Genomic DNA, 23,750 nt, shown 5'->3' on the forward strand with positions numbered 1-23,750 from the left:
CGACGAGAGTGGGATCCGTACCGAAACCCCCTCACCCCGGGAGTCCCCATGGTCTGCGTCAACCGGGTCGACCGGCGTGATCTCGGCCTGCTCGCCCTGCGCGTCGGCACCGGCGCGGTGCTCGCCGCCCACGGCAGCCAGAAGCTGGCCGGCTGGTTCGGCGGCGGAGGCATCCAGGGCACCACGGCCGCCATGGAGGCGATGGGGTTCCACCCGCCCAAGCCCAGCGCCGTGGCCGCCGGGCTCGGCGAGGCGGGCGGCGGCACGCTGCTGGCGCTGGGGCTCGCCACCCCGGCGGCGGGCGCCGCTGCCGCCGCGGCGATGGCGGGTGCGGTGGCCGTGCACGTCCCGGCGGGCTTCTTCGCCGCGGGCGGCGGGTACGAATACCCGGCGCTCCTCGGCTTCACCGCCGCGGCCATCGGTCTGACCGGCCCCGGGCGCTACTCCCTGGACCACCTCACCGGGCATGTTCTCGACCGCCCGTGGATGGTCGCGCTGTCCTTCGCGGGCGCGGCGGTCGCGGCCGCCACGGTGGTCGGCAGGCGTGCGAAGGGGCAGGCCGGCCAGGCGCGGGAGGAGTCCTCATGACCGAGGACCCGGCCCGGCCCGGCGCTCCGCCGCCGTCCCGCCCCGTGGCCTCCTCCGGCCCCGACGCCGTGCCGCCGACCGGATTCGGCCAGGGGCCACGGCCCGGACCCGGCCAGGGGGACACGCCGTGGCAGCGCGGCGACGGCCCGGCCGGGCCCGCGCCGACGCCCGATCCGGACAGCCCCTGGGTGACCGGCGGTGTGCTCTTCGCCGGGGTGCTGATGCTCTGCCAGGGCGTCCTGGCGGCCCTGGAGGGCATCGCGGCCCTGGCCGACGGTGACGTCTACGGCGATGTCGGCGAGTACCTCTACCGGATCAGCCTGACCGGCTGGGGCTGGATCCATCTGGTGCTCGGCGTCTGTGTGGCCGTCACCGGGGCCGGGGTGCTCAAGGGGGCGGGCTGGGCGCGGGTGACCGGCATCGTCCTCGCCTCCCTGAACCTCTTCGCGCACTTCCTCTTCCTGCCGTACGCGCCCCTCTGGTCGGTGATCGTCATCGCCCTGGACATCTTCGTCATCTGGGCCCTGGCGGCCTACCGGGACCCGGGCTGGGCCCCGGGGGACGCACTGCGCCGGCCCTAGGACCGGAGCGGGACGACCTCAGCGCGTCTCGCGGCTCAGCGCCCCCGGCCACCACGCCTTCGGCCCGATGTCCCGTACGAGCGCCGGGACGAGGAGCGACCGCACGACCAGCGTGTCCAGCAGGACGCCGAAGGCCACGATGAACGCGATCTGGAGCAGGAACGCCAGCGGGATCACGCCGAGCGCGGCGAACGTGGCCGCCAGGACGACGCCCGCCGAGGTGATGACCCCGCCGGTCGTGGTCAGCCCGCGCAGGATGCCCTCCCTGGTGCCGTGCCGCAGCGACTCCTCCCGGACCCGGGACATCAGGAAGATGTTGTAGTCGACGCCCAGGGCGACCAGGAACACGAACCCGTACAGCGGCACCGACGAGTCCGTGCCGCTGAAGCCGAACACATGGGTGAAGACCAGCGAGGAGATGCCGAGCGTGGCCAGGAAGTTCAGCGCCACGGTCGCCACCAGCAGCACCGGCATCAGCAGGGAACGCAGCAGGAAGACCAGGATCACCAGGATGATCGCCAGCACCACCGGCACGATCAGCGTGCGGTCGTTCTCCGCCGTGCGCTGGGTGTCGTACTGCTGGGCGGTGTAGCCGCCGACCAGGGCGTCCGATCCGGGTACGGAGTGGACCTCGGTGCGCAGCGCGGCCACCGTCTCCTTGGCGCCGTCGCTGTCGGCCGCGTCCTTCAGGGTCGCGTCGATGCGGACCCGGCCGTCGACGACGAGCGGTTCGCCGCCCGGCCGTCCGCTCGCGCTCACCGGCGCGGCCGAGGCCACCCCGGCGGTACGGGTGGCGGCCTCGGTGACCTCGGTCAGCCGGTCGGCCGCCGCGATGATCACCGCAGGATTGCCGGAGCCGCCGGGGAAGTGCTCGCTCAGCGTCTCCTGGGCGGCCACGGACGGGGCGTCGTTGACGAAGATCTCGTCCAGCGGAACGCCCTTGGAGGTGAGCGTGGGGGCGAACGCGGCACAGGCGATCAGCGCCGCCAGGGTGATCGCCCACACCTTGCGGGGCGCCCGGTCGACGAGGGCCGCGACCTTGTGCCAGATGCCGCGGCCGCCGGAGGCGTCGTGGTCGTCGGCGGGCTTGGGCTTCGCCGGCCAGTAGGCCTTGCGGCCCAGCAGCACCAGGACGGCGGGCAGGAAGGTGAGCGCGCTCAGGACCGAGCAGACGATGCCGATCGCGCCCACGGGACCGAGGGCCCGGTTGTTGGTGAGGTCGCTGAGCAGCAGCGCGAGCAGCCCGGCCGCCACCGTCGCGGCGCTCGCCGTGATCGGGCCGAAGGACTCGCGCAGCGCGACCCGCATCGCGGTGAACCGGTCGCCGTGGACGGCGAGTTCCTCCCGGAACCGGGCGGTGAGCAGCAGCGCGTAGTCCGTCGCCGCGCCGATCACCAGGATCGACAGAATGCCCTGCACCTGACCGTCCACGCGCACGATGTCGTGGTCGGCGAGGACGTAGACGATCGCACAGGACAGGGCGAGGGCGAACACCGCGCCGATGATGATGAGGAAGGGCAGCAGCACGCTGCGGTAGACCAGCAGCAGGATGACGAGCACCGTGATCAGGGCGACCCCGAGCAGCAGCCCGTCGATGCCCGCGAAGGCGTCGGAGAGATCGGCCTGGCTCGCGGCCGGTCCCGCGAGCCGGACCGTCGTGCCGGACACGGACGCACCGGCCCTGTCGACCTCCTCCAGCACCTTCGGCAGCTCGTCCCCGAGGTCCGGGCTCAGCTGCACGATGCCCTGGAGCGCGAGGCCGTCCTCGGAGGGCAGCGCGGGGGAGGGGGTTCCGACGACGCCCTCGCCGCCGGCGAGCGAGGCGAGCGCGCCGGTGGCGGCCTCGCGCTGCCCGTCGTCCACCGGGGCGTCCTTCTCCGCCGAGGTCCAGACCAGGATGACCGGCAGGGTCTCGTTCTGCTGGAACGCCTTCTGGGCCTCGATGACTTGGGTCGACTCGGCGTTCTGCGGCAGGAAGGCCGCCTGGTCGTTGGTGGCGACCTCGCCGAGCTTCCCGGCGTACGGGCCGAGCCCGCCGCCGATGCAGAGCCAGGCGAGCAGCAGAACGACGGGGATCAGCCGGCGGACCGACCGAGCAGGGGTGGACATGCCTCTCCCGGGGGTGGAGATACCTTGACGATGAACAATCTCAATCGTTGAAATACATTACGCGAGTGCTCGCGAAGGCAACCGCGAGGGGTGACGATCTCAGCGACGCGCCGGGGGGACCTCGGCCAGCTCCTCGTTCATGGCGGCGAGGAAGCGCAGGGCGGTCGTCAGCTCGGCCTCGCTGAAGCGGGCCCTGGCCCGTGCCGTGGCCTCGGCGAGCGGCATGAAGTAGTCGCGCGCGGCCGTCCGGGCGCTCGCCTCGTAGTACACGTGCACCACCCGGCGGTCGGCGCTCTCCCGGGCCCGCCGGATGTGCCCGGCCCGCTCCAGCCGGTCCAGACAGGCCGTCACCGCGCCCGAGGTGAGGCCCAGATGCTCGCGCAGCGCCCCCGGTGTGAGGGGCGAGGGGGCGTCGAGGATGGCGGCGAGCGCGCTCACGTCCGTGGGGTGCAGCTGCTGGCTCGCCGCGAAACCGTGGGTCATCCGGTTGATCTCGCCGTTCATCCGGCGCAGCTCGACCGCGAACGCGTGAAGGTCCGCGAGCGGCGCCCCGGAATCCGGGGCGCCGCTGCGGGTCGGTCGGTCGTCGGCGCTGGTCACGCCCTCAGCGTATAGAACCTCCGCCCGTCGACCGTGCCCGGACCGTCACGACGACGGCGGCATCAGCACCGTGTCGACCAGGTTGACCGTGGCGTTGGCCGTCGGCACATCACCGCAGACGATCTTCGAGGTGTCGTTCACCGTGAACTCGGTGCCGGAGCCCTTCGTCGTCAGGTCGCTCCCTTCCAGCGTCTTGAAGGAGCCGTCCTCCAGCTGCTGGGTCGTGATCTTCTCGCCCACCACGTGGTACGTCAGCACCTTGGTGAGCTCGGCCTTGTCGTTGAGCAGCGCCTCCAGATCCGCCTTCGGGATCTTGTCGAAGGCATCGTTGGTCGGCGCGAACACCGTGATGTCCTTCGCGTTGTTCAGGGTGTCGACCAGACCTGCCTTCTCCACCGCGCTGACGAGGGTGGAGAGTTCGGGGTTGTTGGACGCGGCGGTGGCCACCGGGTCCTTCGCCATGCCCTCCAGGCTGCCCGCGCCCTCCGCGGGCACGGAGGAGCAGGCGGGGCCGTACGGTTCGGCGGGAGCCACGGCCTGGGCCTGCGGAGCGAAGAACGCCAGAGAGGCGGGAAAGGCGAGTGCCGCGGCGGCCGCCGCGGTGCGCTGCAGACGGTTGATCGTCATGATGTCTCCTCCGGGTGTCTCCTCCGGCGTGCGGGGGGTGGTCTTCTCCGTCACCACCACGCTGCCGCGCATCGGTCCGCTCCGCGCGTCGCGTCGTTTCTGCGTCGATCCGCCCGACGGGGGCAACCGGAATGACATGAATACCCGTTCAGTAGCAGCGCAGGGACGCGGCCGGGCCAAGCGGGCCGCGAACAGCACCGCGGTCGAGGCAGGGGCCCGTGCCGGGTTCGGGGCCCGTGGGGTGATCTACGTCCTCGTGGGCGTCCTCGCCCTGCGGATCGCGCTCACCGGCGGCGGACAACAGGCCGACCGGGGCGGCGCGATCGCGGAGATAGCCGAGAAGCCCTTCGGCAAGGTCCTGCTGTGGGCGCTCGGCATCGCCCTGGTGGGGATGGCCCTCTGGCGGCTGTCGGAGGCGCTGTTCGGCCAGGCCGGGCCCGACGGGCGCAAGCCCACCAAGCGGGCCATGGCGGCGGGCCGCTTCGTCTTCTACGGTTTCGTGGCCTACTCCGTGCTGTCCTTCGCCGCCGGGGACTCGGGCAGCGGCGGCGGGTCATCGGACCAGCAGTCGCAGGACGTCACCGCCAAGGCGCTCGGCTGGCCCGGCGGCCAGTGGATCGTCGGCATCGCGGGGGTCGCGGTGGCGTGCGCCGGTCTCTGGATCGCGGGCCGGGCGCTCCTGCGGAAGTTCCACAAGCACCTGAAGATGTCGGAGATGTCGCGGCGGACCCGCCGCGCCGTCGACTTCACCGGAGTGTTCGGCGGTACGGCGCGGGGCATCGTCTTCGCCACGGCGGGCGGCTTCGCCGTGGCCGCCGCGGTCGAGCATCAGCCGGACCGGTCCAAGGGCATGGACGACACCCTGCGCTCCTTCACCGACACCCCGGCGGGGCCGTGGCTCCTGGTGGTCATCGCCCTCGGACTGGTGGCGTTCGGCGTGTTCTCCTGGGCGAACGCCCGCTATCGCAAGGTCTGAACGCGCGGCTAGCGGGACTCGCGGGCCGCCTGCTCCGGATGGCGGTGACGCCAGTACGGGTTGTCGTGCGGCAGCCCGCCGGTCACCCGCCCGTACATCCCGAACACGAGGATCAGCAGCCCCATCACGAAGCTGAAGACCACATTCGGCATGCCGAAGTCCAGGATGTTCGCGGGCCGGTCCAGGATGAAGAGGTGGGCGAAGCCGCTCAGCAGGAAGAGCGTGCCGATCGTCATGTTCAGCGTGGACGCGACATTCCCGCCCACCGCGGCGCCGGCGATCAGCAGCACGCCGACGACCACCGAGATCAGGCTCAGCAGGCCGTTGGACGACAGCCCGGCGATACGGTCGCCGCTGGTGTCGAAGAAGCTCAGCTGCTGCGTGAAGCCGAGGATGCCGAAGGCGAGCAGGATGGTGCCGCAGAGGCCCGCGCCGATCCGGTACACCGTCGCCAGCCGGTGATCGACGGGGAGTTCGTCGCTCAGTTTCATGACCGGCCCCTCTCGTTCATGACCGTCCCCTCTCGCTGCTGTTGTTCTTCAGCGAACAGCGCCGCGATACACCGGGCAACATGCGTCGCTTTTGCGTCGTATGGTGGATTTATGGACCCAGTGATGAGCCCTGCGGCGGACCCGGCGAGCGGGGGTCTGACCACCGGTGCGGTGGCCCGACTGCTGGGCGTCGCGCCGACCACGCTGCGCTCGTGGGACCGTCGCTACGGCATCGGCCCGGCCACCCGGGAGGGCGGCAGGCACCGACGCTGGACCGGGGAGGACATCGCCGCGCTGCGGGACATGTGCCGTCTGACGAGCGCGGGCCTGCCACCGGCCGAGGCCGCCCGCACCGTCCTGGCCGGAACCTCCCGCGACGCGCCCCAGCCACGTTCCGGGCGCGCCTCCCGGGCCCCCGGGCCGCTTCCGCTCGGCAGGGCCCGTCGGGAGTGCCGCGGCCTGGCCCGGGCGGCGGTCCGGCTGGACGCGCCGGCCATGGACGAGCTGCTCACGGCGGTGCTCGACCGCTACGGACTGCCGGCCGCGTGGGACGAGGTGATGATGCCGACGCTGCACGCGGTGGGCCGCAAGTGGGAGACCGCGGGGGAGCGGTACATCGAGGTCGAGCACCTGCTGTCGTGGCATGTCTCCGGCGCGCTGCGCGCGTTCTCGGCCGCGCGGTCCCCGGTCCCGGGTGCGGGTGTCTCCCTGCTGGCCTGTGTACCCGGCGAGACCCATACGCTGGCCCTGGAGGCGCTCGCCGCCACCCTCGCCCAACAGGCCGTGCCGGTCCGGATGTTCGGCGCCGCCCTGCCCGCCGGGGCGCTGGAGGAGGCGGTGCGGCGCACCGGTCCCGCGGCGGTGGTGCTCTGGGCGCAGTCCCGCAGCACGGCCAGCCGCTCTCTCGTGGCCCGGGTGGCGGCGATCGAGTGGGGCGTACGGGGCGCGCGCAGGCGGCCCGTCGTTCTGGTGGCCGGGCCCGGCTGGGCCGGGGAGCCGCCGCCGGGAGCCCGGTATCCGGCCGGGCTGGCCGACGCGGTGGACGTACTGGCCACGCTCGGCGCGCGGTGACCGTATCCGCCGAACCCGGCGGCTCAGCCCGGTCCGGTGTGTCCGCCGTGCCGGCCCTCCGTCACCGCAGAAAGTCCGACAGCCCCGACAGAAGCCGCTCCACATCGTCCGTGTCGTTGTACGCGGACAGCCCGACGCGCAGACCGCCGCTGTCACCGAGCCCCAGGTGCCGGGAGGCTTCCAGGGCGTAGAAGGAGCCGGCGGGCGCGTGCACGCCGGTGCGGGCGAGAGCACGGTAGGCGTCCGCCGCGTCCCGGCCCTCGAAGGTGAGCAGCAGGGTGGGGGTGCGTTCGGCGGCCCGGGAGCGCACCGTCACCCCGCCCAGTCCGCGCACCGCCTTCTCGATGTACACACGCAGCGCCGTCTCGTGCGCGTCGATCGCCGCGTACGCCGACCGCAGCCGCTCACGACGCCCGGCATCGGCATCGGCACCGGAACCGGCGCCCAGGCTCGCGAGGAAGTCCACCGCCGCGCGGGTGCCCGCCATCACCTCGTAGGGCAGGGTGCCGAGTTCGAAGCGCTCCGGTACGGCGTCGGTGGACGGCGCCAGCTTGTCCGGGCGCAGGGTGTCGAGCAGTTCGGGCCGCGCGGCGAGCACCCCGTGATGGGGGCCGAAGAACTTGTACGGGGAGCAGACGAAGAAGTCCGCCCCGAGCCGCTCCACGTCCACCGTGTGGTGCGCGGTGAGATGGACCCCGTCCACGTACAGCAGCGCACCGGCCCGGTGGACGAGTCCGGCGATGGCCGGGATGTCGGGCCGGGTGCCGATGAGGTTGGACGCGCCGGTCACCGCGACCAGCCGGGTCCGTTCGGTGAGCTGCGCGCCGACGGCCTCCGGGGGCAGCTCGCCGGTCGCCGGGTCGAAGTCCGCCCACCGCACCACCGCTCCCGCCCGCTCGGCCGCCCGCACCCACGGGCGGATGTTGGCATCGTGGTCCAGCCGGCTGACCACCACCTCGTCCCCCGGGCTCCACGATCCGGCCAGGGTCCGCGAGAAGTCGTAGGTGAGCTGGGTGGCGCTGCGGCCGTACACGATGCCGCCCGGGTCCGCGCCCAGCAGATCCGCCATCGCCCGCCGGAACCCGAGGACGATCTCCTCCGCGTTCGTCTCCCCGGGCAGGGCGGCGCCCCGGATCGACAGGGGGCGGCTCATCGCCTCGCCGATCGCGGCGATGACGGAGGCCGGGGTCTGGGTGCCGCCCGGTCCGTCGAAGTGCGCCGTACCGGACCGCAGGGCGGGGAACTGTGCGCGCACCGCGCCGACGTCGTACGACAAGGAGACTCCTCGATTCGCTGATGCGCTGCCGGTTCCGCCGCCGGGCTTCGCCCCTGGGCTTCGCTGTCGGATCCGCCGTGATCATCGCAGGGCGGTGTCCTCCGGGGGAAGGCCGGGGATCGGTCGGGGGCGCTTTCGGGGTGCGGCTTCTGCGCGGGCGCACCGCTCCCCACCCGGACGCACGCCCGAGCGTGAGACTTCCGGCACCGGCGCATCGGAATGCGCCGTATTTCGGTGCAGCGATGATCCTATGAAGGAATTGCTCGCACATATGAACCCGTCTCGGTCGTGCGATCCGCCGGTGTGATCCTCTCCGTATTCCTGCCGTAGATAAATGCGCCGCGCAATTTCTGCGCTTCGGTCGTGATTAAAGCCGTGGGAACGGGAAATAGATGATCTGGGCTGATGGGGTCGGGGGCATCAGTTCACGCCACGGCCGAATTTCGCGGGCCGGGTGTCTGAAAGTCGCCAGCGCGGGGGTCATGGTCGCCACCCGGGCTTCCTGTTACTCGCCAGGCTGCTCCGGCCTGCGCTGATGCGATGCGATGAGTCTCTCTCCCCAGCACTGTCACTTGCGGAGGGTCACGGATGGACGAGCGCGAACGCTCCACCGATGGCGAAATCTATTCGGCCGACTTTTCGGTTGGCTTTCCGGCCGGTTTTCCGGTCGGGCGGAAGGGGCGGGCCGGTAATTCCCCTGCGCGGTTCCTTTGTGTCGTCGCCTACCCCCTTCTCCTCCTCTCGGTCGTCTCCGTGGGCGCGGCAGCATTGTGGCTGAAATGGGATCCGGCGTGGGTCAGCCCGCTATTCCTGGTCGGGGTCATCGCCTATCTGGCCCTCCTGGAACGGCTGATTCCTTATGACCGGAACTGGCACCCGGGAAAGGACGAGTGGCGCTGGTACGGCATCTACTTCCTGCTCACCATGGCCGGAAGCGGTCTGGCGCAACTGCTGGTGGCGCTGGCCGTCGGCCTGATCTCGCCGGAGGAGCCGGCCCGTCACCTCGGGGTCGAGATCCCGGGGGCGCTCCTGGCCGGATCGCTCGTCAGCTATCTGGTGCACCGGCTGGGCCACCGCAACGCCCTCCTCTGGCGGCTGCACGGAGTGCATCACGTGCCGGAGAAGGTCAATGTCGCCAACAACGGCGTCAACCACGTGCTCGACATCGTCCTGGCCCAGAGCCTCGTCCAGCTGACCCTGGCCCTCGTCGGATTCTCCCGTCCCGCGGTGCTGGTGGCCGGACTCTTCGTCGCCGCTCAGGGCTACTTCGTCCACGCCAACATCGATGTCCGCATCGGGCCGCTCAACCATCTGCTGGCCAGCCCCGAGCAGCACCGGCTGCACCACAGCACCGATCTGTCCGAAGCCGGCCACTACGGCTCCGACCTGTCGTGCTGGGACCACCTCTTCGGCACCTTCACCTGGCACCCCGGCCGCGAACCCACCGCCGTCGGTCTCCAGGACCCCACGTCCTTCCCCGGCACCGGCGAGATCCTCGCCGCCCTCCTGCACCCCTGGCGACGCAGACCCGCACCGGGCCCCGGCCCGGAATAGCCGCCGCCCCCTGACGCTCCACCACGACTTGAGGAGTTCGACATGGCCGACGCGAACAACCGGGCGTTACGGAACAAGGTGGCGATCATCGGGATGGGCTGCCGCCTGCCCGGCGGCGCCTCGGACCACCGCACGTACTGGCGCAATCTGATGGCGGGCAAGGACTGCATCACGCCCACCCCGCCCGACCGGTACGACGTGCGTACGCTCGGCAGCCGGTTCCGCGACAAACCCGGGCGTCTCGTCGGCGGCCGCGGCGGATACATCGACGGCTTCGACGAGTTCGACCCCGCGTTCTTCGGCATCAGCCCGCGCGAGGCCGACCACATGGACCCGCAGCAGCGCAAACTCCTCGAAGTGGCCTGGGAGGCCCTGGAGGACGGTGGCCAGCGGCCCGCCGACCTCGCCGGCGGCAACGTCGCCGTCTACGTCGGCGCGTTCACCCTGGACTACAAGATCCTGCAATTCGCCGACCTGGGCTTCACCTCGCTGGCCGCCCACACCGCGACCGGCACCATGATGACGATGGTGTCGAACCGCATCTCGTACTGCTTCGACTTCCGCGGCCCCAGCCTGTCCATCGACACCGCCTGCAGCTCCTCCCTGGTCGCCGTCCACCTGGCCTGCCAGGCGCTGAACAACGGCGAGAGCGACCTCGCACTGGCCGGCGGCACCCTGCTGCACATGGCCCCGCAGTACACCGTCGCCGAGACGAAGGGCGGATTCCTCTCGCCCGAGGGCCGCTCCCGTACGTTCGACGCCGCCGCCGACGGTTACGTACGGGCCGAGGGCGTCGGCCTGGTCGCGCTGAAACGGCTGGACGACGCCGTACGGGACGGGGACCGGATCCACGCGGTGATCGCCGGCAGCGGCGTCAACCAGGACGGCCACACCAACGGCATCACCGTGCCCAACGCCGACGCCCAGGTCGACCTCATCCGCCGGGTCTGCGCCGAGGCGGGCATCACCCCCGGAGACCTCCAGTACATGGAGGCCCACGGCACCTCGACGCCGGTCGGCGACCCGATCGAGGCGAACGCCCTGGCCCGCGCGCTGGCCATCGGACGGGCCCCGGGCGCCCGTGCCTACGTCGGCTCGGTCAAGACGAACATCGGCCACACCGAATCCGCCGCCGGGATCGCCGGGCTGATCAAGACCGTCCTGAGCATCCAGCACCGGACCATCCCGCCCCACATCAACCTGGAGAACCTCAACCCCGCCATCGACCCGGCGACCCTGCCGTACGAGATCCCCACCCGGCCCACCGCCTGGCCCGCCCACGAAGGGCCCGCCCGCGCCGGGGTCAACTCCTTCGGGTTCGGCGGCACCAACGCCCATGTCGTCCTGGAGGAGGCCCCGCCGCCTCCGCCGGAGACCGATGCCGCCCCGCCCGCCGGGCGGCCCTGGAGCATCCTGCCGCTCAGCGCCCGCAACCCGGACGCCCTGGTGGAACTGGCGACGGGCATCCGGGGCGAACTGGCGGGCGACCACGGCCCGGCCGTGGCCCTCGACGACCTCGGCCACACCCTCGCCCACCGCCGCCAGCACCTCCCCGAGCGGCTCTCCGTCGTCTACTCCTCGCGCGCCTCCCTCGACGAGGCACTCGCCGCCCACGAGCGCGGCGAGCCCCACCCCCGCGTCGTCCACGGCCGCGCCCGGGATTCGGCCGACCGGCGGCTGGTCTGGGTCTTCACCGGCATGGGCCCCCAGTGGTGGGGCATGGGCCGCCAACTCCTCGCGGAGGAACCGGTGTTCCGCGAGGCGGTCGAGGCGTGCGACCGGGCGCTGCGGGAGTTCGCCGACTGGTCGCTGATCGAGGAGCTGACCGCCGACGAGTCCGTCTCCCGGATGAGCGAGACCTGGCTCGCCCAGCCCGCCAACTTCGCCGTACAGGTCGCCCTGGCCGCCCTGTGGCGGTCGCACGGGGTGCGCCCCGACGCGGTGGTCGGCCACAGCACCGGCGAGATCGCCGCCTTCCACGCGGCGGGCGTCTACTCCCTGCGGGACGCGGCCCGGATCGTCGTCCACCGCAGCCGCCTCCAGCAGACCCTGGCCGGCACCGGCGCCATGCTCGCCGTCAGCCTGTCGGAGGACGAGGCGGAGCGCCGGGTGCGCCCCTACAGCGACCGGGTCTCCGTCGCCGCCGTCAACAGCCCCACCGCCATCACCCTGGCCGGGGACGAGGCGGCGCTGACCCTGCTGGCCGAGGAGTTGCGGGCCGAGCAGCAGTTCGCAAAGTTCCTCACCGTCGAAGTGCCCTACCACAGCGTCGGCATGGAACGGATCAAGGACGAACTGCTGGCGGAACTCGCCCCGTTGGAGCCTCGTGCCGCCCAGGTTCCGCTGTATCTCACCGGCGTCGAGGGAACCGCCCGGGGCGAGGAACTGGACGCCGCCTACTGGTGGAAGAACGTCCGCGACCGCGTCCGCTTCCGCTCAGCCGTCGACCGGATCGCCGCCGACGGCCACCGGCTGTTCCTGGAGATCGGCCCGCACCCGGTCCTCGGCCACGCGATCCGCGAATGCCTGGAGGCGGGCGGCACGACCGGGCTCACCCTGCCCTCGATCCGCCGCCGGGAGAACGAGAGCGAGCGCTTCGCCGCCTCCCTCGGCTCGCTCCACACCCTGGGCGCCTCCGTCGACTGGAACGTACTCCAGCCGGCCGGCCGGCCGGTCACCCTGCCCCGCCACCCCTTCCGGCGCGACCGCCACTGGACCGAACCCCGCCCGGTCGCCCAGGTCCGCCTGGGCCACCGCGACCACCCCCTCCTCGGCCGCCGCACCGACCGTACGGAACCCACCTGGCAGGCCCGCCTGGACACCGAGGACCTGCCCTACCTCGCCGACCACCGCATCCAGGACACCGTGGTCTTCCCCGCCGCCGGCTACCTGGAAATGGCCGCCCAGGCCGTCCTGCGGCTCACCGGCGGCACCACCGCCGTCCTCGCCGACATCGATCTGCGCAAGGCGCTCTTCCTGCCCGACGGCGAGGACCGCACCGTGGAGGTGTCGCTCTCGCTGGAGAACGCCGCCTTCACCATCGCCTCCCCGACCGGGGACGACGGGGAGCGGGCCGTGCACGCGAGCGGCGTCGTCCGCACCGGGCAGCGCCGCCGCACCGGCCCACCGCTCGACGCCCCCGCGATCCGGGCCCGGTCCCTCCGCCACCTCGAAGGCCCCGACTGCTACACCGCCCTGGCCGCCCTCGGCTACCACTACGGCCCCGCCTTCCGGGCCGTCGAGGAGGTCTGGATCGGGGCCGGCGAGGTCCTCGCCCGGATCCGCCCGCCCGAGGCGATCGGCGACGACGCCGCAGGCCATCACCTCCACCCCGTCCTCCTCGACGCCTGCTTCCAGACCCTCCTGACGCCGCTGATCCCGGCGGACCCCGAAGGACCCGCACCGGGCACCGGGATCAGGCTGCCGCTCTCCGTGGCCGAGGTCGCCCTCGAACCCATCGGCGACCAGCCGTTCTGGGCCCACGCCACCCTGCTTCCCGGCGACGCGGACACCACCCTCGGGGACATCGCCCTGTACGCCGACGACGGCACCCCGCTCGGCCGCGTCCACGGCTTCCGCGCCGCCGACGTGGAGAAGGCGGCCACCGCCGTCGCCCGGACCACGATCGATTCCTGGCTCGCCGAACCCGTCTGGACCGACTGCCCGCCGCTGCCCGCCGAGGACACCGCCCGCGACCACGACTGGCTGGTCCTCGCCGACTCCGGAGGCGTCGCGGACGCCTTCGCCGCCTTCGCCGCCGCCCGCGGCGAACGCTGCCGTCTGGTGCGCCGGGGCGCCGCCTACACCGCCTCCGACGACGGCGTCACCTTCACCGTCGACCCCGCGTCCGACGCCGATCTGCGCCGGCTCCTCACCGACCTGGACCGCGACGGCGGGCCCTTCCGCGGGGCCGTCCTGCACCTGTGGAACCTCGACGCGCCCGACCTCGCCGACTGCGACCGGACCGCCCTGCGCGACCACACCGGCGCGGGCGCGTACGGGCTGGTCGCCCTCGCCCGGCTGCTTCTCGCCCGGGGCGGCGGAGGCCGCCTGCACATCGTGACCCGTGGCGCCCAACCCGCCCTGCCCGGCGAGGCGCCCGAACCCCTCGGGGCGCCCGCCTGGGGCATCGGCCGGGTGCTGCGCCACCAGGAGCTGATCGACCACCCCGGCAAGCTCATCGACCTCGACCCCCGGCGCCGGCCGGGCCCCGACGGCGACCGGGCCGAGGCCGAAGCGCTCCTCGCCGAGGTGCTCGGCGACGACGAGGAGGAGATCGCCCTGCGCGACGGCGGCCGCCGCACCAGCCGCCTCCGCCCCGCCGAGGGCCTGACCCGGCCGCTGCCGCTGCGCCTGCGGGCCGACGGAAGCTATCTGGTCACCGGTGCGTTCGGTGCGCTCGGCCGGCTCCTGTGCCGCACCCTCGTACGCCGCGGAGCCCGCCGGATCGTCCTGGTCGGGCGCACCCCCGTGCCGGCCCGGGAGAAGTGGGCCGGCACCGACCCGGCCACCGCCGAGGGCCGGGCCGTGGCCCTGCTCCGCGAGCTGGAGGCGCTCGGTGCGCAGCCCGTCCTCGCGACCATCGACATCACCGACGAGGACGCCCTGACCGGCTGGCTCGACGCCCACCGGCAGAGCGGAGCCCCGCCCGTACGCGGGGTGTTCCACCTGGCCGGGCAGGTCCGCGACACGCTCGTCGCCGATCTGGACCGGGCCGCCTTCGACGCCGTCCACGACCCCAAGACCGTCGGCGCCCACCTCCTGCACCGGCACCTGCGGGACGAACCGCTCGAACACTTCGTGCTCTTCGCCTCGATCGCCTCCCTCCTGACCACGGCCGGTCAGACCAACTACGCCGCCGGAAACGCCTTCCTGGACGCCCTCGCCCACCACCGCCGCGCCCAGGGCCTGCCCGCCCTCAGCCTGGACTGGGGCCCCTGGGCCACCGGCATGATCGAGGAACTCGGCCTGGTCGAGCACTACATGAACAGCCGAGGCATGAGCTCGCTCTCCCCGGACGCCGGCATGGCCGTCCTGGAACGCGTCATCGGCCAGGACCACGCCCAGCTCGTCGTCGCCACCGTCGTCGACTGGCCCGTCTTCCTCGCCTGGTACCCGACACCGCCGCCGCTGGTCGCCGACCTCGCGGCAGCCGCCGCCCCGCCGGGCGACGCCGCCTCCGGCAACGGATTCCTCGACACCTTCCGCGCCGCCGACGAGGAGACCCGCCGCGCCCTGGTCGCCGACCGGTTCGCCGCGCTCTCGGCCACCGTGCTGCGCACCGGAACGGACCGCATCGACCCCGCCACCGGACTCGGCGAGCTCGGACTCGACTCGCTCCTCGCCATGGAGCTACGGGCCCGGATCCACGCCGAGCTGGGCGTCGCCCTGCCCGTGGTCGCCCTGCTCAGCGGCACCCCGGCCGGGGAGCTCGCCGCCCAGCTCCACGACGGACTCAGCGCCCTGGCCGCGGCCGACACCCCCGACGGGACGGCGGGCACGGCCGAACTCCACCGCGACGAGCGGCAGTACCCGCTGACCCAGAACCAGAAGGCGCTCTGGTTCCTCAAGCACCTCAACCCCGACGGCTACGCGTACAACATCGGCGGGGCCGTCGAGGTGAACGTCGCCCTCGAACCGGACCTCATGTTCGAGGCCGTCCGCCGCCTCATCGCCCGCCACCCCGCGCTGCGCACCAACTTCCTCCTGGTGGACGGGCAGGCCGTGCAGCGGGTCTCCGAGGACGCCGCCACCGACCTCGCCCTCTTCGACGTCCAGGGCGAGGACTGGGACTCCATCCACGCGACGATCGTCCAGGAGTACCGCAAGCCCTACGACCTCGCCCACGACCCACTGGTCCGCTTCCGCCTCTTCAAGCGGGGCCCGGACCGCTGGATCATCATGAAGGCCGTCCACCACATCGTCTCCGACGCCATCTCCACCTTCACCTTCATCGAGGAACTCCTCGCGGTGTACGAGGCGTTGCGCCGCAACCGGGAACCGCAGCTCCCGCCGGTCGAGGCCCGCTACCTCGACTTCCTCAACCAGCAGAACGCCTTCCTGGCCGGACCCGAGGCCACGGGCATGCTCGACTACTGGCGCGCCCATCTGCCGGCCGAGGTCCCGCTCCTGGACCTGCCCGTCGACAAACCCCGCCCGGCGGTCCAGACCCACAACGGGGCCTCGGAGTTCTTCGTCCTCGACGACGCCCTGAGCGCCCGCGTCCACGCGCTGGCCCGCGCCCACGGCGTCACCCCGTTCATGGTGCTGCTGAGCGCCTACTACCTCCTGCTGCACCGCTACTCCGGGCAGGACCACATCGTCGTCGGCAGCCCGGTGACCGGCCGCACCCGGCAGGACTTCGCCTCCGTCTACGGCTACTTCGTCAACCCGCTGCCCCTGCACGCCGACCTGTCCGACGACCCGACCGTCGCCGAACTGCTGCAACAGGTCCGCCGGACCGTCCTCGGCGGACTCGACAACCAGGAGTACCCCTTCGTCCTCCTCGTCGAGGAACTGGGCCTCCAGCACGACCCCAGCCGCTCCGCCGTCTTCCAGGCGATGTTCATCCTCCTCACCCACAAGGTGGCCACCGAGCAGTACGGCTACCGCCTGGAGTACATCGAACTACCGGAGGAGGAAGGGCAGTTCGACATAACGCTGTCCGCCTACGAGGACGAGGCCGAGGGCCGCTTCCACTGCGTGTTCAAGTACAACACCGACCTCTTCCTGCCGGAGACCATGCGCCGCATGGCCGCCCACTACACCCGCCTCCTCGACCGGATGACCCACGCCCCCGGCGAACAGCCCGCCTCCCGGCTGGAGATGCTCGGCGACCAGGAGCGGGAGCGGCTCGTCGGGGAGTGGAGCCGCCCGGCGCTGCCGGCCGCCGGATCCCGGGAGGAGCCGTTCGCCCCGGTCCAGACGCTGATCGCCCGCATCGCCGCCGAGCACCCCGCGGCCGTCGCCGTCACCACACCCTCCCCGCACGGCGGAGCGCACCGGCTGAGCTACGCGGAGCTGGAGCGGCAGTCCGCCGACAGCGCGGCCCGGCTGCGGACCCTCGACATCGGCGAGGACTCGGTGGTCGTGCTGTGCCTGGACAAGTCGCCGGAGCTGATCGTCGCCCTGCTCGCCGTGCTCAAGGCCGGCGCCGCCTACCTGCCGCTGCGGCCCGACCAGCCCGCCGACCGGCTCGCCCACCTCGTGACGGCCACCGGCGCGGCACTCGTCCTCGTCGCGGACGACGCCGGGCCGGAGCAGACCGGGGCCCTGGCCGTCCCCACGCTCACCCTCGGCGCGCTCGCCCGCACCGCACCGCACCCGGACGGACCGGCGGCCGGTGCGGGCCCGGAATCGCCCGCGTACATCATCACCACCTCCGGCTCCACCGGCCGCCCCAAGGCCGTCCGCGTCAGCCACCGCAACCTCGCCTCCGCCCACGCCGCGTGGCGCCAGGAGTACCGGCTGGAGACGGACGTCCGGGTGCACCTCCAGATGGCCGAACCGTCCTTCGACGTGTTCACCGGCGACCTGGTGCGCGCCCTGTGCTCGGGCGGCACCCTCGTCCTGGCCGACCGCGACCTCCTCTTCGACACCACCCGGCTCTACCGGACGATGCGTCAGGAACGGGTCGACTGCGCCGAGTTCGTGCCCGCCGTCGTCCGCGGCCTGATGGACCACTGCGCCCGCGAAGGGCTCCGGCTCGACTTCCTGAAGCTGCTGGTGGTCGGCTCGGACGCCTGGAGCGTGGGGGAGTACCGCCGGCTCGCCGAGCTGTGCGGACCCGGCACCCGCCTCGTCAACTCCTACGGCCTCACCGAGGCCACCATCGACAGCGCGTACTTCGAAGGCCCCGTCGACGACCTGGAACCCGGCGCGATGGTCCCCATCGGCCGCCCCCTCCCCAACAGCACCCTCCATGTCCTCGACACCCACGGCGAACCCGTACCGCCCGGCGTGCCCGGCGAACTCTGGATCGGCGGCGACGGCGTCGCCCTCGGCTACGCCGGAGACCCCGAGCAGACCGAGGAACGCTTCGTCACCCGTACGCTCAGCAGGTCCGCCGACGGCGACGCCCGGCCCGAGAGGCTCTACCGCACCGGCGACATCGCCCGCTGGGACGCGCACGGCCGGGTCCATCTGCTCGGCCGCACCGACGGACAGGTCAAACTGCGCGGCCACCGCATCGAGATCGGCGAGATCGAGGCCCACCTCGCCCAGTGGCCGCCGCTCGCCCGGGCCGTCGTCACCGTACGCGCCGACACCGGCGGAGAGGCGGCGCTCTGCGCCTACTGCGTCCCCGCGCCCGGTGCCACCCTGGACGGCCGGGCCCTGCGCCGCCACCTGGCCCGCTCACTGCCCTCGTACATGATCCCGTCCCACTTCGTCGAGCTGCCCGCCCTGCCGCTGACCGCCAACGGCAAGGTCGACACCGCCGCCCTGCCCGCCCCCCGGGCCGAGACCGGCGACCGGCCGCACGAGGAGCCCGTGACCCTGTACGAGATCAGCGTCGCCCGGCACTGGAAGACCCTCCTGGGCCGTGAACAGGTCGGCCTGGAGGACGACTTCTTCGAACTCGGCGGCAGCTCGATCAAGCTCATCGAACTCCTCCACCAACTGCGCACCGAGTTCGGCGTCGGCGTCCCCGTCAGCAGGCTCTACCAGGTCACCACCCTGCACGGGATGGCCGCCACCGTCGAGGACGTCCTGCACGGCACCAGCGCCGACGAACTGCCCAGCCTCACCTTCAACGCCGGACAGCACCCCGCCCTCTTCTGCTTCCCGCCCGCCGGCGGACACGGGCTCGTCTACCGGGGCCTGGCCGCCCACCTCCCCGACCACACCCTCATCGGCTTCAACTACCTCCCCGGCGACGACAAAGTCGCCCGGTACGCCGACCTGATCGAGGCCGCCCGGCCCGACGGCCCCTACCGGCTCCTCGGCTACTCCCTCGGCGGCAACCTCGCCTTCGAGACGGCCAAGGAGCTGGAGCGACGCGGCCGCCACGTCGCGCACGTCGTCATCCTCGACTCCCGCCGCATCCTCACCGCCTACGAACCGGACGCCTCCGGCATCGCCGCCTTCGAGGCCGAACTCGCCGACCACCTGCGCAAACACACCGGATCCGAGGCCGTCACCCGCGAAACCCTCGCCCACGCCGCCGAATACCTCGCCTTCTGCGGACGCACCCCCAACACCGGCACCGTCGCCGCGACCGTCAGCGTGATCACCGACGAGGAGAAGGCCGCCCTCTACGCCGCGGGCGAGCACGGCACCTGGCACGGCAGCTCCACCGGCGCCACCGCCGTACTGCGCGGCTCCGGCGTCCACGCCGACATGCTCGACGCCAAACACCTGCCCCGCAACGCCGAGCTGGTGCGCTCCGTCCTGACGGGAGACCCGGCCCATGGCGGATGACGACTCCACCGACTGGACCAGCCGGGAACGCGCCCCGGGCACCCCGCCCCGCGTCATCGTCGTCGGCGCGGGCGTGGCCGGCCTCTCCACCGGCTGCTACGCGCAGATGAGCGGCGCCAGGACCCGCATCTTCGAGAAGCATGTGCTGCCCGGCGGCTGCTGCACCGCCTGGTCGCGCGACGGATACCTCTTCGACTACTGCATCGAGTGGCTCATCGGCACCGCCCCGGGCAACGACGCCCACCGGGTGTGGAGCGAACTCGGCGCGCTCGACGGCAAGACCGTCACCAACTTCGACCTGTTCAACAAGGTCGAGGACGAGAACGGCCGGTCGGTGACGTTCTACAACGACCCCGACCGCCTGGAGGCCCACCTGCTGGAGATCTCACCCGCCGACGCCCCGCTCATCCGGGCCTTCACCCGGGACCTGCGGCGCTTCATCGACATCGAGCTGTACCCGTTCCTGACCGCGCCCGCGCTGCGCACCGTACGGGAACGGGCACGGACCCTGCGCACGGTGCTCCCCGCCTTCCGGCTGTTCTGGCGGACCGCCGCCACCCCGATGCACGTCTTCGCCGACCGGTTCCAGGACCCGCTGCTGCGCACGGCGTTCCGCAACATCTTCTTCCAGGACCCGGAGGGCTTCCCGCTGCTGCCGTACCTCTTCAACATGGCGGCCGCCCACCACGGCAACGCCGGCTTCCCGCAGGGCGGTTCGCTCGGCCTCGCCCGCTCGATCGAGGAGCGCTACCGGAGCCTGGGCGGCACGGTCGCCTACCGGGCCCGCACCGAACGGATCCTGGTCGAGAACGACCGGGCGATCGGCATCGAACTCCGCGGCGGGAAAAGGTACTTCGCCGAACACGTGGTCTCCGCCTGCGACGGCCACACCACCGTCTACGGACTCCTCGGCGGCCGGTACACCGGCCCCCGGATCGACAGGCTCTACACCGACCTCCTGCACCGCCCCGGCACCCTCTTCCCCGCCGTCGTCTCCGCCTTCGTCGGCCTGCGCGGCGACCTGGACCCCGACGAGGCGCACAGCACCACGCACCTCCTCGGCCCGGACGACGCGGCCCACCTCCCCGGCGCCCTGCAGGACAGCCTCGTCGTCCAGGCCCGCTCCCGCTACTCCGGCGGCTTCGCACCGCCGGGCCGCTCCGTCCTGCATTGCACCTACTTCAGCGACTACGCCCACTGGAAGGACCTGCGCACCCGGGACCGCAAGGAGTACCGCCGCCGCAAACGCGAAGTCGCCCACTTCGTCCGGGACTTCCTGGAACGCCGCAGCCCCGGCATCGCGGAGCGCATCGACATCGTCGAAGTCGCCACCCCCGCCACGACCCACCGCTACACCGGCAACCTGGGCGGCTCCATCCTCGCCTGGAAGGCGTTCTCGGACGCCGACGACGTCGCGGCGCGCCTGGTCGGCAAGGACCGGATGCGGCTGCCCGGACTGAGCGGCTTCTCCATGGCCGGGCAGTGGATCGGCATGGGCGGCCTGATCCGCGCCGCCTCCACCGGCCGCTTCGCCGTCCAGTACCTCTGCCGGGAACTCGGCCTGGAGTTCCGGGCCTGGGAGAGCGAGGGCGCCGAACCCTGGCACCCCGGGAAGCTGGGGCATCTGCCCCAGCTCGACCGGTGGTCCGCACGCGAGAGCGAGAGCTCATGAGCGGCAGGAGGAACCGGACCCGGCGTGACGGCGGCGCACGCCGCCCCCGGGAGACGATGATCATCATCGGGGCCGGACTCGGCGGCCTCTCCACCGGCTGCTACGCCCGGATGAACGGCTACCGCACCCACATCCTGGAGATGCACGAGATCCCCGGCGGCTGCTGCACCGCCTGGGAACGCGGCGGCTTCACCCTGGACGCCTGCGTCAGCTGGCTCCTCGGCAGCGGCCCCGGCAACGAGATGCACCAGATCTGGCTGGAGCTCGGCGCCCTCCAGGGCAAGGAGATCCGTCACTTCGACGTCTTCAACATCGTGCGCGGCACGGACGGCCGGGCCGTCCACTTCTACTCCGACCCGGACCGCCTCGAAGCCCACCTCATCGACATCTCGCCCGCCGACGCCCGCCTCGTACGGAAGTTCTGCGCCCAACTCCGCAGCTTCCGCAAGGCTTTGGCGGTCTACCCCTTCCTCAAGCCCGTCGGACTGATGGGCCGGCGGGAGCGCTGGCGGATGCTCGCCTCGTTCCTGCCGTACTTCAACGCCGTACGCACCACGATCACCGTCCTGATGACCGACTTCTCCGCGAAGTTCGCGGACCCCCTCCTGCGGCAGGCCTTCAACTTCATCCTGTACGAGAAGCACCCGGCCTTCCCCGTCCTCCCGTTCCACTTCCAGCTCGCCTCGCACGCCAACCTCTCCGCAGGCGTCCCCGAGGGCGGCTCGCTCGGGCTCGCCGAGTCGATCGAGGCCCGCTACCGCCGGCTCGGCGGCGAGATCTCGTACAACACGAAGGTCGAGACGGTGATCGTCGAGGACGACCGGGCCGTCGGCGTCCGGCTCAGCGACGGCAAGGAACTCCGCGCCGACATCGTCGTATCGGCCTGCGACGGCTACACCGCCACCATGAAGTTCCTGGAGGGCAAATACCTCGGCGAGGACTACCGCAAGCTCTACACCGAGACCATCCACGAACCCGGCATGGTCTTCCCCGGCTACTTCACCCTCTTCCTCGGCCTCTCCCGCCCCTTCCCCGAGGGCGACCCCTGCACGACGTACCTCCTCGACGAGGCCACGGCCGCGGAACTGACCGGCATCCGCCACCCCAGCATCAACGTCCAGTTCCGCAGCCGCCATTACCCCGAGCTCTCCCCGGACGGCACCACCGTCGTCTACGCCACCTACTTCTGCGACATCGCCCCCTGGCGCGCCCTGGACGAGGGCCCCGAACAGGTCACCCGCACCCGTGGCGGAACCGAGCTGCACACCCTGCCCGTACGGCACGGGCGCGGCTACTACGCGGCGAAACGGCGGGCCCGCGAAGCCCTCGTCGGCTTCCTGGAACAGCGCCACCCCGGCCTGCGGGACGCGATCGTCGTCCGCGACGTCTCCAGCCCCCTCACCCAGGTCCGCTACACCGGCAACTACGACGGCACCGTCCTCGGCTGGCAGCCCTTCGTCGAGAGCGGCGAAACCCTGGAAGAGCTGATCAAGAAGCACGGCCCCGGGCTCCCCGGGCTGCGCGACTTCTACCAGTCCGGGGTCTGGGCCACCACCGGCGGGCTCATCCGGGCCGCCGCCGCCGGACGCCACGTCATGCAGTTCGTCTGCCGCGACGACGACCGGCCCTTCACCGCCTCGCTCGACCTCACCGCACCACCACCGACCCACCGGGTCATCCCCGTGCCCGTCCGCCCCGCCGCACCGACGGAGAGGAAGCCATGAAGATCGCGAAGTGGGTGGTCCGCGAACACGTCGAGGGCGTACCCGACGTGGACCGCGTCTACGAGAAAGTCGTCGAGAACGTCGATGTGACCCTCGCCCCCGACGAGATGCTGCTGCGCACCCTGTACGTCTCCGTCGACCCCTACCTCCAGGGCATCGCCCTCGACACCCCGATCGGCCGGCACATGGGCGCCGACTCGATCATGGAGGTGGTGGAGGCGGGCCCGCGCGCCGCGCACCGCGCGGGCGACCTCGTCCAGGGCTTCGGCGGCTGGCGCACCCATGTGATCAGCACCGGCGCGGCCGAACTCTGGCAGACCGGCACGTTCCCCATGGTCTTCCCGGCGTACCGCAGGCTGGACCCCCGCTGGTACGACGACGCCCTGCCGCTGCCGACCGCCCTCAGCGTGATGGGCGGACCCGGCATGACCGCCTGGGGGACCCTCTCCAAGTACATGACGATCAGCCCCGGTGAGACCCTCGTCATCAGCGGGGCCTCCGGCGCGGTCGGCGCCCTCGTCGGCCAGCTCGCCGCGCTCGCCGGCGCCCGGGTGATCGGCACCACCTCGTCCCCGGAGAAGGCGGACTACCTCACCGGGCTCGGATTCGACGCGGTGATCGTCTACCGCCACGGGGACGGCGAGGCCACCGTCCGCGAGGCGCTCGCCCGCGCCGCCCCCGACGGCGTCGATCGGTACTTCGACAACCTCGGCGGCACCGTCACCGACGCGGTGTTCCCCATGCTCAACATCGGCAGCCAGGTGGCGGTGTGCTGGCAGTGGGCGACCCAGGTCGGCAACGAGGACACCGGCCCCCGGCTCCTGCCCTACCTGATGTTCCCGCGCGCCACCGTCCGCGGCATCTTCTCCCTGGAATGGTTCACCGACCAGAACTGGCAGGACCTCCACACCGAGCTGGGCGGCCGGGTCCGGCGCGGCGAGGTCGTCTGCGACCACACCCTGCACCACGGGTTCGACCGCATTCCCGCCGCCTACGGAAGCCTCTACGACGACCGGGCCGCCAACCGCGGCAAGGTCCTCGTCGAACTCTGAACGCGACAC

14 protein-coding genes are annotated in these 23,750 nt (G+C 72.2%); 9 read left to right on the forward strand and 5 right to left on the reverse strand.

Annotated features, from left to right (window positions below; all coding sequences use genetic code 11):
• Nucleotides 1-48: 48 nt before the first annotated feature.
• The gene (locus ACSMXR_RS33210) at nucleotides 49-588 is read left to right on the forward strand and encodes a DoxX family protein (protein WP_137228348.1); all 540 of its coding nucleotides are present in this window, start codon (nucleotides 49-51) and stop codon (nucleotides 586-588) included.
• Entirely contained in the window at nucleotides 585-1,169 is a 585-nt protein-coding gene (locus ACSMXR_RS33215) for a DUF7144 family membrane protein (RefSeq protein ID WP_170994383.1), read from the forward strand. The genes ACSMXR_RS33210 and ACSMXR_RS33215 overlap by 4 nt, the downstream gene beginning before the upstream one ends.
• 18 nt (nucleotides 1,170-1,187) lie before the next feature.
• Here ACSMXR_RS33215 and ACSMXR_RS33220 read toward each other — a convergent pair whose 3' ends face one another.
• From ACSMXR_RS33220 to ACSMXR_RS33230, 3 genes are all read right to left on the reverse strand, one after another.
• Complete coding sequence (locus ACSMXR_RS33220) at nucleotides 1,188-3,278, reverse strand: MMPL family transporter (RefSeq protein WP_473170589.1); 2,091 nt, start codon at nucleotides 3,276-3,278, stop codon at nucleotides 1,188-1,190.
• Nucleotides 3,279-3,377: 99 nt separating this feature from the next.
• The gene (locus ACSMXR_RS33225; RefSeq protein ID WP_364883759.1) at nucleotides 3,378-3,878 is read right to left on the reverse strand and encodes a MarR family winged helix-turn-helix transcriptional regulator; all 501 of its coding nucleotides are present in this window, start codon (nucleotides 3,876-3,878) and stop codon (nucleotides 3,378-3,380) included.
• 45 nt (nucleotides 3,879-3,923) lie between these two features.
• Entirely contained in the window at nucleotides 3,924-4,505 is a 582-nt protein-coding gene (locus ACSMXR_RS33230; protein ID WP_137228342.1) for a fasciclin domain-containing protein, read from the reverse strand.
• Nucleotides 4,506-4,641: 136 nt separating this feature from the next.
• Here ACSMXR_RS33230 and ACSMXR_RS33235 point away from each other — a divergent pair, with 136 nt between their 5' ends.
• Entirely contained in the window at nucleotides 4,642-5,481 is an 840-nt protein-coding gene (locus tag ACSMXR_RS33235; RefSeq protein ID WP_137228340.1) for a DUF1206 domain-containing protein, read from the forward strand.
• Between the two features lie 8 nt (nucleotides 5,482-5,489).
• On the opposite strand, the gene ACSMXR_RS33240 is transcribed toward ACSMXR_RS33235, so the two are convergent.
• Complete coding sequence (locus ACSMXR_RS33240; RefSeq protein WP_137228338.1) at nucleotides 5,490-5,972, reverse strand: DUF4383 domain-containing protein; 483 nt, start codon at nucleotides 5,970-5,972, stop codon at nucleotides 5,490-5,492.
• Nucleotides 5,973-6,083: 111 nt separating this feature from the next.
• Between ACSMXR_RS33240 and ACSMXR_RS33245 the strand changes: the two genes are divergently transcribed.
• Entirely contained in the window at nucleotides 6,084-7,043 is a 960-nt protein-coding gene (locus ACSMXR_RS33245; protein WP_473170590.1) for a MerR family transcriptional regulator, read from the forward strand.
• Nucleotides 7,044-7,104: 61 nt separating this feature from the next.
• Here ACSMXR_RS33245 and ACSMXR_RS33250 read toward each other — a convergent pair whose 3' ends face one another.
• Nucleotides 7,105-8,319 (reverse strand): cysteine desulfurase-like protein, encoded by a 1,215-nt coding sequence (locus ACSMXR_RS33250; protein ID WP_473170591.1) that lies wholly within the window; start codon nucleotides 8,317-8,319, stop codon nucleotides 7,105-7,107.
• A gap of 588 nt (nucleotides 8,320-8,907) precedes the next feature.
• On the opposite strand from ACSMXR_RS33250, the gene ACSMXR_RS33255 reads away from it, so the two are divergent.
• The 5 genes from ACSMXR_RS33255 to ACSMXR_RS33275 are packed head-to-tail and all read left to right on the forward strand — an operon-like array spanning nucleotide 8,908 to nucleotide 23,741.
• Complete coding sequence (locus tag ACSMXR_RS33255) at nucleotides 8,908-9,873, forward strand: sterol desaturase family protein (protein ID WP_364883747.1); 966 nt, start codon at nucleotides 8,908-8,910, stop codon at nucleotides 9,871-9,873.
• Between the two features lie 42 nt (nucleotides 9,874-9,915).
• On the forward strand, nucleotides 9,916-19,293 hold the full coding sequence (locus ACSMXR_RS33260) for a non-ribosomal peptide synthetase/type I polyketide synthase (RefSeq protein ID WP_473170592.1): 9,378 nt from the start codon (nucleotides 9,916-9,918) through the stop codon (nucleotides 19,291-19,293).
• Nucleotides 19,283-20,965 carry a phytoene desaturase family protein gene (locus tag ACSMXR_RS33265; RefSeq protein WP_473170593.1) on the forward strand — a complete coding sequence of 561 codons (1,683 nt, stop codon included), beginning with the start codon at nucleotides 19,283-19,285 and terminating at the stop codon, nucleotides 20,963-20,965. Before ACSMXR_RS33260 ends, ACSMXR_RS33265 begins: the two co-directional genes overlap by 11 nt.
• Complete coding sequence (locus tag ACSMXR_RS33270) at nucleotides 20,962-22,689, forward strand: phytoene desaturase family protein (RefSeq protein ID WP_473170594.1); 1,728 nt, start codon at nucleotides 20,962-20,964, stop codon at nucleotides 22,687-22,689. The genes ACSMXR_RS33265 and ACSMXR_RS33270 overlap by 4 nt, the downstream gene beginning before the upstream one ends.
• Complete coding sequence (locus ACSMXR_RS33275) at nucleotides 22,686-23,741, forward strand: MDR family NADP-dependent oxidoreductase (protein ID WP_137228324.1); 1,056 nt, start codon at nucleotides 22,686-22,688, stop codon at nucleotides 23,739-23,741. The genes ACSMXR_RS33270 and ACSMXR_RS33275 overlap by 4 nt, the downstream gene beginning before the upstream one ends.
• Nucleotides 23,742-23,750: the final 9 nt, after the last annotated feature.

Source organism: Streptomyces sp. DSM 106670, assembly GCF_055792845.1.